The organism is Kitasatospora sp. NBC_01287 (genome assembly GCF_026340565.1).
In the GTDB taxonomy this organism is placed as follows: Bacteria; Actinomycetota; Actinomycetes; order Streptomycetales; family Streptomycetaceae; genus Kitasatospora.
In genome coordinates this window covers 6,135,942-6,149,658 of the sequence record NZ_JAPEPB010000001.1, presented here as the reverse complement: position 1 = coordinate 6,149,658, position 13,717 = coordinate 6,135,942, and the positions used below count along the sequence as shown (strand labels likewise).

Here is a 13,717-nt window from a genome sequence, read left to right as displayed (position 1 = left end):
ACTGATCGCCAGAAGGCCCGCCATGGCGATCAGGGCCGGCGCGTGCCGGGCATCTGCACCGAGGAGCACCGCGGTTACGCACCAGGCGACGATCGCGGGAAGCAGCAGGCGCAGGTCACTCTCCTGGCCGGCACCAGGTGGGGCTTGGGACATCGGGACCCTCTGCGGTGGATGGGCGGTCACGGGCTCACAGAGTCACGAGGGGTTTGAGCTCGGCGAGTTTTCGCTCCCCGATGCCGGTGATCAACCGGAGTTGGTCGAGTGACTGGAACAGACCGTGTGTGCCCCGGAAGTCGAGGATGTGCCGCGCCAGCACCGGGCCCACCCCGGGCAGCGCGTCGAGCTGGTCCAACGTCGCGCGGTTGAGGCTGACCGGGGGCTTGGGGGCGGGCGGCGCAGGCCCGCCCTGGACCGCCGGGGACGGCGCCCCCACCAGGACCTGCTCACCGTCCACCAGCACCCGGGCCAGGTTGAGTGTGTCGGTGTCGACCCCGGGTAGCGCGCCACCGGCCGCGCGGAGCGCGTCGGCGACCCGGGCGCCGCTGGGCAGTGCGCGGATGCCGGGGTGGGCGACTCGACCAGCGATGTCGATGACCACCGGCGGGAGCGCCTGGCCTCCGCTCCCGGGCACGGCGGCGGCCGAGGCAGCGGGGAGCGGAGCGGCGTCAGGAGCCGCGACCGGAACCGCATCCGGAACGGGAGCGGGGGCGGCATCAAGAGCCGGAGCCGGAGCGAGCGCGGCCTGAGGAACGGCCCGGGCGACTGGTCGGGCGGAGGAGAGCGGCACGGCGACGGCCTGTGGCCGGCCGAACCAGAAGTGCTGTGCCGCGTAACCGACGGCCAGCAGCAGGAGCACCGTGAGCCCGAGCACGGCCTTGCGGTCGGCGAGGAGCAGCGAGTGCAAGGCAGCGGGCAGCCGGAACCGGGAGCGCCGCTCGACGTGGACAGGGGTGAGGTCGGAGACGAGGTCCAGGTCGAGATCGGGGTCGGGGTCGGGGTCGAGATCGGAGTCGGGGTCGAGATCGGGGTCGGGCGGCGCCCCCGGACTCGGACCACGGACGGCGGATGCAGGTGCGGCCGCGACCGAGACCGCGCTCACGGGCGACGTGGCGGCGGAGCTGTCCGGCTCGGCGCGGTACCCGTAACCGTACGGCCAGCCGTCGGGGACCGGGGTGGGCCCGCCCGTGCGGGAGCCGGAGCGGGCGGCGCGGTCGGCGCGGTCAACAGGGGCCGCGACTGGTCTGCCGGCCGCCGCCGTAACCGCAGACGTCGCCGCCAACCCCTGCGCGAGCGAGGCGCGGAGACGGGCCGCCGCGACCCACGCCTCGTCCGCGACCGGCCGCCCGCTCGCCGGTGGCGCTCCGACCGGGGAGCGGGCGGGCGGCTGCGCGCAGAGGACGGCCAGGCGGCTACGGGCGAGGTCGGCGGCCTCGCGACGGCGGTTGGCGGCAGGGGTGCACGGGCGCTTCATGAGGCCGACGGTACGGAGCTCCCCGACCACCCGTCAGCGGCGGCTCAAAACCTGTGGATAACCAAGGCTCTGTGGATAACTGAGGCTCCGTCAGCCCGCCGTGGACGGATTCCCCGGTACGACCGGTACGACCGGGTCCACCGGTACGACCGGGTCCACCGGTACAACCGGGTTCACCGGTACGACCGGGTCCACCGGTGCCACCACCACCGCGAGCAGCCCGGGCCCCACATGGGTCCCGATCACCGCCCCGACCTCCCCCACCAGCACCTCGCGCACACCCGGGACACGTGCGCGCAGCCGCTCGGCCAGCGGCTCGGCGCGGTCCTCGGCGGCCAGGTGGTGCACCGTGATGTCCACCTGGCCCTCCCCCGCCCGCTCGACCGCGATCTCCTCCAGCCGGGCGATCGCCCTGGCGGCCGTGCGTACCTTCTCCAGCGGCTCGATCCGCCCGCCCGCCAGGTGCAGCAGCGGCTTCACCGCGAGGGCCGAGCCGAGCAGTGCGCGGGCGGTGCCGATCCGGCCGCCCCGGCGCAGGTGTTCGAGGGTGTCGACGTAGAAGAAGCCGCTGGTGGCCGCGGACCGGCGCACGGCCGCCTCGGCCGCGGCGGCCGGGTCGAGCCCCGCGTCGCGGGCCTCGGCGGCGGCGAGCACCGCATAGCCGAGGGCCATGCCGACCAGGTGGCTGTCGACCACCTGGACCGGGACCGGCGCCTCGGCGGCGGCCAGTCGGGCGGCTTCGGCGGTGCCGGAGAGCTCGGCGGAGAGGTGGATCGACAGCACGGCGGTCGCGCCGGCCTCGGCGGCCGCCCGGTACGCGGCGGCGAAGGCCTCGGGATTCGGCCGGGAGGTGGTGAGCCGCTGCTTGGCGCGCAGCGCCTCGGCGACGTCCTTGGGGGTGATCTCGACCCCCTCCGCGAGCACCTGGTCGCCGAGCACCACGCTGAGCGGGACCACCGAGATCCGGTGCCGGTCGACGGCCTGCTGGGGCAGATAGGCCGTGGAGTCGGTGACGAGCGCGAGATCGGCGGGCATGTGCCGGAGGTTACTCCCCGAAACAGGCCGAGGACAGCCGAGGACAGCCGAGGCCGGACGGACGCCGCCCGCCCCCGAGGAGCGCTCCCGCCCGCCCCGCCGAGGAGTCGTCCCCGCCCCGCCGGGAGGCCGGCCTCAGCTCGCCGAGGAACCGGGTTCGGCCTTGCGCAGCCGCTGGCCGAGGCGGGTGAGCGGCTCGCTCAGGTTCAGCATCTCCTCCGCGCCGAGCCGCCCGGCCCGCGCGGCGATCCCGGGCCGCGACGGGGTGGCGCCGCCCTGGGAGGCGGTGTGACCGCCCCGGCCGGCGCCGGCAGCAGTGGCGGTGCCGGACGCGGCCCCAGGGCCGTCGGACCCGGCGGCAGGCTCCTGCCCCACCCGGTCCCAGTGCCGCAGTGCCCCGGCCTCGCTCTCGCACTCCGCGCTCAGCCGGCTCAACTCGTCGGCCGCGAAGCGCTGCATCCGGTCCTGCGCCGCCCAGCGCATCGACTCGGCGGAGTGCGTGATCCGGTCCGCGCGCTCGCGCAGCTCGGGCAGCTTGGTGGCGATCCGGGACGGCTGCGGCTCGCGCTCCAGCATCCGCAACTCGGCGTCCAGTTCGGCGGCGTGCCGGTCGAGGCGGTCCAGCAGCCCCAGTGCTTCGGCCAGTTGGCCATCGGCCCCGACGCCGGCCGCGAGCACCTCGCGGGTGCCGGCCAGCGAGGTGCGCAGCCCGAGCCGGACAGCGGCCAGCTCGCCCTGCGGGCCGGGCTTGGTGAAGCTCTTGGCCCTGAGCGTGACGTTCTCCACCGCGCGGCGGGCCTGCGCCTCGGTCCGCTCGACCTTCCTGGCCACCGCCCTGGCGGCCTTGACCGCGCTCACCACGACCAGGACGATCACGGCGGTCGCGAAGAGCCCGAGCAGGATGATCACTGCGCCGATCGCATCCATCAGTTGCCGCCTTCCACCAGGGCCGGGGGCCCCGACTCCGCGCCGGATTCCGGCCGGACTCCGCGTCGTGTTCCACGGTAGCCGCCCCAGGAGCGTCACAGCAGGGAGCCGGGGACGGATCAGGGTGCGCTCAGGGATGACCCTGACCCCGCGGCCCCCACCCTCACCCGCCTCCCACCGCCCGCCCCGGCTGCCAGACTCACCCCATGCTCGAAACCTCCGCCCGACTGCTGCGCCTGCTCTCGCTGCTCCAGGCCCGCCGCGACTGGTCCGGTGCCGACCTCGCCGTGCGCCTGGGGGTCGGCGTCCGCACGGTCCGCCGGGACGTGGAGAAGCTGCGCGCCCTGGACTACCCCGTCGACTCGACACCCGGCGCGGCGGGGGGCTACCGCCTGGGGGCGGGCGCCGAGATGCCGCCGCTGCTGCTGGACGACGAGGAGGCGGTGGCCGTCGCCGTGGGCCTGCGCATGGCGGCGAACGGGAGCGTGGCGGGGATCGAGGAGACCTCGGTGCGCGCCCTGGCCAAGCTCCAGCAGGTGCTGCCCGCCCGGCTGCGCGGCCGGGTGGAGTCGATCGCCGGCGCCACCACCAAGCTGCGCAACCGGGGTCCGGCGGTGGACGCCACCACGCTGGCCGTGATCGCCGCCGCCTGCCTCGCGCACGAGCGGCTGCGCTTCGAGTACACCGCCAAGGACGGCGCCGGCACCCGCCGGGACGTCGAGCCCTGCCGGCTGGTGCACACCGGCACCCGCTGGTACCTGGCGGCCTGGGACATCGACCGGGCGGACTGGCGCAACTTCCGGGTCGACCGGATGCGGCTGCGGCCCCCGCACGGTCCCCGGTTCACCCCGCGCGAGCGGCCCGAGCAGGACATCGGGGACTTCCTCTCCTGGGAGGTCGCGGTCGGCCGCTACCGCTACCAGGCCAGGTTCACCGTGCACGCGCCGGCCGCGCGGGTGGCCGAGTGGATCGGGCCCACCGACGGGCTGGTCGAGCCACTGACCGCCGACAGCTGCACGGTGCGGACGGGGTCCAACTCGCTGAACGGGCTGGCACTGCACATCGGGCTGCTCGGCCTGCCGTTCACCGTCCACGAGCCGCGCGAACTGGTCGAGCACATAGCCGCGCTGGCCCAGCGGCTGGGCCGGGCGACAGAACCGGCCGACCGCTCCGCGAACGGAGCGGCCGGCCGGTTCGAGACCTGACCAGGTGCCTGCTGAAGCACCCGCGAGAACACCTGACGCGAGGTCAGCCGGTGACGATGTTCACCAGCTTCGGCGCCCGGGCGATCACCTTGCGCACCGGCGCCCCACCGATCGCGCCGACCACGGCGGGGTCGGCCAGCGCCAGCGCCTCCAGCTCGGCGTCGGTGATGGTCGGCGGCACCTCCAGGCGGGCCTTGACCTTGCCCTTGATCTGGACCACGCAGGTCACCGACTCGTCCACCACGAACGCCGGGTCGGCGACCGGGAAGTCGGCGAAGGCCAGCGAAGCGGTGTGGCCCAGCTTGCGCCACAGCTCCTCGGCGATGTGCGGGGCCAGCGGAGCGACGACCAGGACCAGCGCGTCGGCCACCTCGCGCGGCGTGCTGCCGCGCTTGACCAGGTAGTTGTTCAGCTCGATCGCCTTGGCCACCGCGGTGTTGAAGCGCAGTGCGGCCAGGTCGCCGCGGATCCCGTCGATCGCCTTGTGCAGCACCCGCAGGGTCGGCTCGTCGGCCGGCTCCTCGGCGACCACCAGCTCACCGGTCTCCTCGGAGACCACGTTGCGCCACAGCCGCTGCAGGAAGCGGTACGAGCCGATCACGGCGCGCGGGTCCCAGGGGCGGGAGACGTCCAGCGGGCCCATCGACATCTCGTACAGGCGCAGCGTGTCGGCGCCGTACTCCTCGCAGATGGTGTCGGGCGCGACCGCGTTCTTCAGCGACTTGCCCATCTTGCCCGCCTCGCGGGTGACCGGCTGCCCCTGCCAGGCGTAGCCGCCGTCCACCTCCTCGACCTCGGCGGCCGGCACCGGGAAGCCGCGCTCGTCGCGGTAGACGTCGGCGGTGATCATGCCCTGGTTGAACAGCTTGTGGAACGGCTCCACGGAGGAGACGTGACCCAGGTCGTGCAGCACCTTGTGCCAGAAGCGGGCGTACAGCAGGTGCAGCACCGCGTGCTCGGCGCCGCCGACGTACAGGTCGACACCGCCGGCCGGCTTCTGCTCGGTGGGGCCCATCCAGTAGGCCTCGTTGGCCGGGTCGACCACGTTCGCGGCGTTGACCGGGTCGACGTAGCGCAGCTCGTACCAGCAGGAACCGGCCCAGTTGGGCATGGTGTTGGTCTCGCGGCGATAGGTCTTGACGCCGTCGCCCAGGTCCAGCTCGACGGTGACCCAGGCCTCGTTGCGCGACAGCGGGGTCTTCGGGGTGCTGGTGGCGTCGTACGGGTCGTAGGTGTGCGGCGAGTAGTCGTCCACCTCGGGGACCTCGACCGGCAGCATCGACTCGGGCAGCGCGTGCATCACGCCGTCCGCGTCGTAGACGATCGGGAACGGCTCGCCCCAGTACCGCTGGCGGCTGAACAGCCAGTCGCGCAGGCGGAAGTTGACGGTGCCCTCGCCGATGCCGCGCTCGGTCAGCCAGGCGGTGACGGCGGCCTTGGCCTCGACCACCCGCAGGCCGTCCAGCGACAGGTCGGGGTTGGCGGAGCCCACGATCACCGAGTCGTAGGTGTCGAAGGCGTCGTCCCACTCGGCCGCCTCGGTGCCGCGCCCGTCGGTCGGCTCGACCACGCAGGCCATCGGCAGCGAGAAGGCTCGGGCGAAGGCGAAGTCGCGGTGGTCGTGCGCGGGCACGGCCATGATCGCACCGGTGCCGTAGCCCATCAGCACGTAGTCGGCGATGAAGACCGGGATCGGCTTGCCGGTGACCGGGTTGGTCGCGTAGGCGCCGGTGAAGACGCCGGTCTTGACCTTGGCGTCCACCTGCCGCTCGACGTCCGACTTGGCGGCGGCCGCGGCCCGGTAGGCGGCGGCGGCCTCGGCGGGGGTGTGCGCCCCGCCCTTCCAGTCGGCGTGCGTCTGCGCCGGCCAGGCGGCCGGGACGATCGCGTCGACCAGCTCGTGCTCGGGCGCCAGCACCATGTAGGTCGCGCCGAACAGGGTGTCAGGGCGGGTGGTGAAGACGGTGATCGCCTGCTCGTGCGCACCGCCGTTGTGGGTCTGGACGGCGAAGTCGACCCGGGCGCCCTCGGAGCGGCCGATCCAGTTGCGCTGCTGCATCTTGATCGCGTCGGGCCAGTCCAGCTGGTCCAGGTCGGAGATCAGGCGGTCGCCGTAGGCGGTGATCCGCATCATCCACTGGCGCAGCTTGGACTTGAAGACCGGGAAGTTGCCGCGCTCGGAGCGGCCGTCCGCGGTGACCTCCTCGTTGGCCAGCACGGTGCCCAGCCCGGGGCACCAGTTGACCGGCACCTCCTTGCTGTACGCCAGGCGGTACTCGCCCAGCACCTCCTCGCGCTCCAGGCCGGACAGCTCGGACCAGGCACGGCCGTCCGGGGTGGGGCGGGAGCCGTCGGCGAAGGCGGCGATCAGCTCGGTGATCGGGCGCGCCGCGTTCGCGGCCGGGTCGTACCAGGAGTTGAAGATCTGCAGGAAGATCCACTGGGTCCAGCGGTAGTACTCCGGGTCGATGGTGGAGATCGACCGGCGCGAGTCGTGGCCCAGGCCCAGGCGGCGCAGCTGGGCGCGCATGTTGGCGATGGCCGCCTCGGTGGAGACCCGCGGGTGCACGCCGGTGGCCACCGCGTGCTGCTCGGCGGGCAGGCCGAAGGCGTCGTAGCCCAGCGTGTGCAGCACGTTGTGGCCGGTCATCCGCTGGAAGCGGGCGTAGACGTCGGTGGCGATGTACCCCAGCGGGTGGCCGACGTGCAGGCCGGCGCCGGACGGGTAGGGGAACATGTCCATGATGAAACTGTGCGGCCTGGCGGCGACCTCACCGGCGGTGGCGGTCGCCGAAGCCAGCGGACCGGCCGGGTTGGGGGCGTTGAACGTCCCCTCCTTCTCCCAGATGTCCTGCCAGCGCGCCTCGATGTCGGCGGCCAGGTTCGCGTCGTACTTGAACGTCGGCGTCCGGAACGGCTCGGTGGCGGCCGCGCTGGCCGCGGGGGTCGTCTCGCTCATGATCTTTCAGGCTCCATCGTGTCAGATCGCGAATCGTCAGCGGGGTGGCCGGGCAGGGGCTTCACTGGTCGAGCAGTGCCCGGGAAACAAAAAAGCCCCTCGACAGGAGGGGTCGCCACGCTGACTCCGGCATGGCCCGCTGGGGTCGGCCGGTCCTGGTCAGCGCGGCCGGCTAAGGAGCAGGCGCACGGTTCGCATGGCAGCAGGGTACCGCAGGCCGCCCCCGGGAGGAGGCGCTCACCCCGGGGACGGACGGCTCCGCCGAGCCGCTCGCCGCGACCCGGGGACGGACCGCTCAGGCGAGCCGCTCTCCCCCGGACCCCGCTCACCCCGCCTACCCCGCTCACCCCGCCGACGACGCCGGCGACGCCGACGCCGCCTACCCCGACGACGCGGAGGTCCGGCGGCGGCGCGGCGGCGGGCCCGCGGCGACCTGGGCCGTGTCGAACTCGCGCAGCATCCGGGCCACCACCTGGGACTGCATGCCGGCGGCCAGCAGCCGGGCCTGATCGGCTGCCGCCAGCGCCGGGCCCCGGTCACCGGTGCGCAGCCAGGAGTCGGCCAGCCGGATCAGCAGCAGCGCCCGCGCCCGCGCGCCGCCGGTGGCGCTCGCCGCCTCGCCGAGCATCGGTCGCGCCAGCTCGTGCTCCTCCAGCAGCAGATAGGCCCCACCGACCAGTCCGAGCAGCTCGGCCCGCCGTCGGCCGCCCTCCCCCGCGAGCAGCGCGAAGGCCTGCTCGGCGGCCGCCTCGGCGCCCGCCCGCTGCCCCACCCCGGCCAGCGCCAACGCCAACCTGCCCAGCTGGCGGACATGCTGACCGACCGTCAGCTTGTCGCCCACCGCCGCCAGCGCTCGGGCCAGCAGTGCCGCCGGGTCGAGGCCGCGACCGGCCCCCTGATGGGTGACCTGCACGGCCAGAGCACCGACCACGCTCATCGCCAGCTGCGGCTCGCCGGCCGCGTGGGCGGCCCGCAGCGCCGCCACGTAGGCGCGCTGGGCGGCCGCCTCCTGCCCGAGGTCGGCGGCGGCCCAGCCGACCAGCCGGGCCAGGCGCCCCGCCGCGCCGTAGAGCGCCCGGCCCAGCCCCTCCTCCCCGGCGTAGCCGCCGAGCTCCAGCAGCTTGCCCGCCATCAGCAGCTCGGCCCTCGCCGGCTCCAGGACCAGACCGCCGCCACAGGCCTGGGCCAGCCGCCGCTTGCCCTGGTAGCCCAGCCGCAGATCGGCCAGCTGCCCCTCGGTGACCCGCAGCGCGCCCTCGCCACCGGTGAGCGGCGGCGGCAGCGCGGCCCAGTGCTCGACCGCGTCGGCCAGCTCACCACCGCGGAACAGGTCGGTCAGCCGCACCGGGGCGGCCTGCGCGCCCGCCTCGCGCAGCGCCGTCTGCGCGGTGTCGGCCGTCCACGGGTCGGTCAGCAGGCGGGCCGAGAGCACCTTGGCGCCGCGGTTGCTGCCCATCGGCCCCCAGAGCTGCTCGTAGGTGACCGCGATGCCGACGGCGCGGCTGAGCACCTCGCAGACCGCGTGGTCGTGCGGCGCCCGGGGCACCATGCCGCGGTCGCGCCACTTGTACGGGGCGGTCTGGCTGAGCGACAGTCCGGGCGGCAGTACCTGGTTGACCTCGCGGGCCAGCCGCTCGGGGCTCCAGGAGAGCTGGTGCAGTATCCGCGCGAGTTCTTCGTTGCGCTTGCGGGCGAGGTCGGCCATGGCCCGACCGTAGCGGGCCCGGGACGGCGACCGGCGGCATCTCGACCAACCGAGACAAATTGTTACCCTGAGTGTTCGACAGGGCTGAACGGGCCAGTGATTTCACCAGCTCAGGGCGGCGATCGAGGTACGGCGTAACCGGAAGGTGTCACTCAGCGTATGACACCCGGAATCCTCCGCCCTTGAGAAACGGTGATCCTCTTGCCGCAGACCGCCCTGCTCCCCCGCCCCGGCCTCGCCGCCGATCCGCCCCGGCCCCGCGGCCGGTTCGACCACCGGCGGATCGGCCGCCGCCGGGGCCTGGTGGCCGCCGCCGTGGTGCTCAACCAGCTGGCCTACGGCTCGGTGTACTCCTGGAGCATCCTGTCGGCCGGGCTCCAGGCACCCGGCAGCGCCTTCGCGCTCGGCCGGGACGAGGCCGGGCTGCCGTTCGCCACCGCGCACGCGCTGGTCTTCCTCGGCACCGTGCTGGGCGGCCTGCTGATGAGCCGGCGCCCGCCGCGCGGGATCGCGCTGCTGGCCGGGGCGCTGTACGCGGGCGGCCTGCTGGTGGCGGGCTGCGCGCACGGGCGGCAGGACTTCTGGCTGGTGCTGCTGGGCTACGGCGTGATCAGCGGGGTGGGCCTGGGCCTGGGCTACATCGTGCCGACCACGCTGCTGCAGCGCTGGTTCCCCGGGCACCGCGCGCTCGCGGCGGCGGTGGCCACCGGCGGCTTCGGACTCGGCTCGGTGCTCAGCGCGCCGCTGATGCGGGTGCTGGTGGCGCACTTCGCGGGCAACCCGGTGCGCGCGCTGCTGGTGCTCGGCGGGCTCTTCCTGGTGACCACGCTGACCGGCGCGGCCTTCTTCCGCGACCCGCCGCGCGCGGTGGCCGCGCCCGCCCGGCGCGGGGCCGCCGGCGGTGCCGGTTACCGGCCGGCCCAGGCACTGCGGACCCGCCAGTGGTACCTGCTGACCCTGATCCTCTTCTTCAACACCGCGGCCGGGATCAGCATGCTCTCGGTGATCGCCCCGGCGGCCGGCAGCCTGACCGGCCTGAGCCCCACCGCGGCCGCCGCGCTGACCGGCGCGCTCGGCGTCTTCAACACCGTGGGCCGCCCGCTCTGGGGCTGGTTCTCGGGGCGGACCGGGCTGCGCCGCGCCTTCGTCCTGATGCTCGCCTCCCAGGGACTGTGCCTGATGGCGCTCTCCCGGGTCGCCTCCCCCGCGCTCTTCCTCCCGCTGGCGGCGCTGGTCTGCCTCTCCTTCGGCGGCGGTTTCGCCACCATGCCCGCGCTCGCCTCGGACTTCTTCGGGCTGGCCCACGCGGGCGGGGTCTACGGGCTGATGCTGATCGGCTGGAGCCTGGCCGGCATCGCGGGGCCGCTGCTGGTCTCGGGGCTCGCGGCGGAGTCCTCGTACCGGACGGCGTTCCTGGTGCTCGGCGCGGTCACGCTGGCGGCGGCGGTGCTGCCGCGGCTGACCCGGCGCCCGCCGGCCGCGGCAGCGGCGAGCTCCGACGCAACCGCGGCGATGGCGGCCACGGCCTGAAAACGCCGTAGGGCACCCGGGAGATGTCCCGGGTGCCCTACGGTCACTGTGGAGCTACGGGGAATTGAACCCCGGACCTCTTGCATGCCATGCAAGCGCTCTACCAACTGAGCTACAGCCCCATATGCAGATGTGGTCATGCGATTTTGCCGCATTTTTTTGCCGCCGATGGTCTCCCTTGGCGACAGGTCTTACTTTACACGGTCGACGGGACGGTTAACGAATCCATTCCCCGCCCCCACCCTGGCAGGGCGGGGACGGGGCGCGTACGGGGCGCGTACGGGCCCCGCGCCGACCAGTGCCGCGAACTAGCCGAGGCCCGCCGCGCGGCGGGTGCGCAGGGCGAAGACCGATGCCAGCAGGGCCGACACCGCCAGCACGAGGGTGGTGACGGCCAGCGCGCGCCCCGAGGCCGCGGCCGGGGCCGGGTAGTTCACCGAGCTGAGGAAGATGGTGCCGACCAGCGACACCCCGACCACCTGGCCGAGCTGGACCATGGTCACCATCACCCCGCTGGCGTCCGGCGCGTCGGCGGCCGCCACCCGGCTCAGCGCCCGGGCGAAGAGCGGGCTGTACGCGGAGCCGGAGGCCGCCCCCAGCACCACCAGCAGCACCTGGACGCCGACCCCGAGCCCACCGCCGGGCCGCAGCAGCTGACCGAGCGCCAGGTAGCCGGCCGCGACCACCAGCAGCGCCAGCACCGGCAGCGGCAGGTGCAGCCGCGCGGGCAGCCGGTGCCAGTGCAGACCGGAGACCCCGAACCCGATCGCGACCGGGCCGAAGAGCAGACCCGCGTGCAGCGCGCTGTAGCCCAGCCCCGCCTGCAGGTGCAGCGTGAAGGAGAACAGGAACCCGGCGAACTGGAGCATGACCAGGAAGATCGCCACCGCGGCCGGCAGCAGCCCCGGCGAGCGCAACACCCGGCCGTGGATCAGCGGCTGGCCACCGCGCGCCCCGATCCGGTGCTCCACCAGCACGAAGACGGCGAAGACCGGCACCGAGGCGCCCAGCATCAGCCAACCCCAGAGCGGCCAGCGCAGCTCGTGGCCGAGCACCAGCGGCACCACGAACAGACCGATCGCCGCCGCCAGGAGCACCAGGCCCACCAGGTCGAACCGGCGCTCCCGGTCCACCGGCAGCTTCGGCAGCACCCGGTGCCCGGCCAGCAGCAGCACCACGCCGATCGGCACGTTGACCAGGAAGACCGGACGCCAGCCGGAGCCGAAGAGGTCGGCGCTGACCAGCACACCGCCCACCACCTGGCCCACCACGCTCGCCCCGGCCAGCACCGCGGTGTAGATGCCCAGCGCCCGGGCCCGGGCCGGGCCGGTGAAGGTCTTCTGGATCAGGCTCATCACCTGGGGCACCATCAGCGCGGCACCCGTGCCCTGGAGCAGCCGGAAGCCGATCAGGCTCCCGGTGTCCTGGGCCAGACCGCAGAGCAGCGAAGCGGCCGTGAAGACGACCAGCCCGCCCTGGAAGAGCGGCCGGTGCCCGAACCGGGCCCCCAGCCGGGCGCCGGTGATCAGCAGCACCGCGTAGGCGATCGTGTAGCCGGCGATCACCAGCTGCAGGGCGGCGCCGGAGGCGTGCAGGTCGGTCCGCATGGTCGGCACCGCGACATTGACGATCGCGACGTCCAGCACGGCCATGAACTGGCCGGTGAGGATCAGCGCGAGCAGCAGGCCGGGGCGGCGGTGGGTGACCGCGGCGGCGGGGGCAGCGGATGCAGATGCGGATGCGCTGGCGGCTGCGGCCCGCGGGGGCCGCTCGATCTGAAGGTCCGTCATGGCAGCCAGCTTGCCGGGGCACCGGTACTGGTGGTTAGAGCCTGCTGATCCTGGTACCGGCACTACCTCCCAAAGGCCCGGCGGCTACGTCAGGATGAGGGCATGACCGTGCTGGACACTCCTCCTGCGGCACCCGCGACCGCGCCACCCGCCGCCCCCGGCTCTGGCCCCGCCCCTGGTACCGCCCCCGGCCCCGGCCCCGGGCAGGCCAGAGCACGCAGGACCGAGCTGGCGGCCTTCCTCAAGGCCTGCCGGGCCCGGGTCTCCCCCGTCGACGTCGGCCTGCCGCCCGGCCTGCGCCGCCGCACCCCGGGCCTGCGCCGCGAGGAGGTGGCGCAGCTCGCCGGGGTCGGGGTCACCTGGTACACCTGGCTCGAACAGGGCCGACCGATCAACGCCAGCGAGCAGGTGATGTCGGCCGTCGCCCGGGCGCTGCTGCTCGACGCGGTGGAGCGGGTGCACCTGTTCCGGTTGGCCGGCCTGCCCGGCGCCGAGCTGGAGACGTCCGTCTGCCCGGCTGTCGATCCCGCGATGCAGGTGATCCTGGACGGCCTGACGCCGATGCCGGCCGCGATCAGCAACCGCCGCTACGACGTGCTCGCCTACAACGCCGCCTACGACGCGCTCTTCCCCGGTGCCACCAGGAGCAGGGCCTCGCGCGGCCGCCGCAACTCGATGTGGTGCGCCTTCATGGTGCCCGACTGCTGCAACCCGTTCGTCAACCGGGACGAGGAGCTGCCCCGGATGGTCGGGGTGATGCGCGCCGCCTACGCCTCGCACGTCGGCGAGCCGGCCTGGGAGGACTGGGTGCGCGAACTCTCCGCCGACAGCCCCCGGTTCCGCGAACTGTGGGCGACCCAGCAGGTGGCGCCGGCCACCACCGCGCTCAAGGTGTTCCGGCACGCGGGGGTCGGCGAGATCCGGGTCCAGGCCGCCTACCTGACCATTCCGGGCGCCCCGGAGCTGTACATGGTGGTCTACACGCCGGAGGGCGAGCGGGACCGGGAGCGGATGGCCTGGGTCACCGCCCACCCGGACGCGCCGGCGAACGACCACAGCCACTGAGCCCGGCCGCGCCCGGACACGATGAAGGCC

Annotated in this window: 9 protein-coding genes and 1 tRNA gene; 3 read left to right on the top strand and 7 right to left on the bottom strand. The window is 74.2% G+C overall.

Annotated features, from left to right (window positions below; all coding sequences use genetic code 11):
- Positions 1–187: 187 nt before the first annotated feature.
- The 3 genes from OG455_RS26610 to OG455_RS26600 form a co-directional block, all read right to left on the bottom strand.
- A complete protein-coding gene (locus OG455_RS26610; RefSeq protein ID WP_266297860.1) occupies positions 188–1,471 on the bottom strand; it encodes a helix-hairpin-helix domain-containing protein in 1,284 nt (427 codons plus the stop codon).
- Between the two features lie 90 nt (positions 1,472–1,561).
- Positions 1,562–2,506 carry a DegV family protein gene (locus tag OG455_RS26605; protein ID WP_266297858.1) on the bottom strand — a complete coding sequence of 315 codons (945 nt, stop codon included), beginning with the start codon at positions 2,504–2,506 and terminating at the stop codon, positions 1,562–1,564.
- Between the two features lie 135 nt (positions 2,507–2,641).
- On the bottom strand, positions 2,642–3,433 hold the full coding sequence (locus tag OG455_RS26600; protein ID WP_266297856.1) for a hypothetical protein: 792 nt from the start codon (positions 3,431–3,433) through the stop codon (positions 2,642–2,644).
- 206 nt (positions 3,434–3,639) lie between these two features.
- On the opposite strand from OG455_RS26600, the gene OG455_RS26595 reads away from it, so the two are divergent.
- A complete protein-coding gene (locus tag OG455_RS26595) occupies positions 3,640–4,638 on the top strand; it encodes a YafY family protein (protein ID WP_266297854.1) in 999 nt (332 codons plus the stop codon).
- A 43-nt stretch (positions 4,639–4,681) separates the two neighbouring features.
- On the opposite strand, the gene leuS is transcribed toward OG455_RS26595, so the two are convergent.
- Both leuS and OG455_RS26585 read right to left on the bottom strand, forming a co-directional pair.
- On the bottom strand, positions 4,682–7,597 hold the full coding sequence (leuS, locus tag OG455_RS26590; RefSeq protein ID WP_266297852.1) for a leucine--tRNA ligase: 2,916 nt from the start codon (positions 7,595–7,597) through the stop codon (positions 4,682–4,684).
- A gap of 379 nt (positions 7,598–7,976) precedes the next feature.
- Positions 7,977–9,302 (bottom strand): hypothetical protein, encoded by a 1,326-nt coding sequence (locus OG455_RS26585; protein ID WP_266297850.1) that lies wholly within the window; start codon positions 9,300–9,302, stop codon positions 7,977–7,979.
- A gap of 201 nt (positions 9,303–9,503) precedes the next feature.
- On the opposite strand from OG455_RS26585, the gene OG455_RS26580 reads away from it, so the two are divergent.
- On the top strand, positions 9,504–10,832 hold the full coding sequence (locus tag OG455_RS26580) for an MFS transporter (RefSeq protein ID WP_266297848.1): 1,329 nt from the start codon (positions 9,504–9,506) through the stop codon (positions 10,830–10,832).
- 49 nt (positions 10,833–10,881) lie between these two features.
- On the opposite strand, the gene OG455_RS26575 is transcribed toward OG455_RS26580, so the two are convergent.
- Both OG455_RS26575 and OG455_RS26570 read right to left on the bottom strand, forming a co-directional pair.
- Positions 10,882–10,954 (bottom strand) — tRNA-Ala (locus OG455_RS26575).
- 186 nt (positions 10,955–11,140) lie between these two features.
- The gene (locus OG455_RS26570; RefSeq protein ID WP_266297846.1) at positions 11,141–12,622 is read right to left on the bottom strand and encodes an MFS transporter; all 1,482 of its coding nucleotides are present in this window, start codon (positions 12,620–12,622) and stop codon (positions 11,141–11,143) included.
- A 102-nt stretch (positions 12,623–12,724) separates the two neighbouring features.
- Here OG455_RS26570 and OG455_RS26565 point away from each other — a divergent pair, with 102 nt between their 5' ends.
- Positions 12,725–13,687, top strand: coding sequence for a helix-turn-helix transcriptional regulator (locus tag OG455_RS26565; protein WP_266297844.1), 963 nt, complete (start codon positions 12,725–12,727; stop codon positions 13,685–13,687).
- Positions 13,688–13,717: the final 30 nt, after the last annotated feature.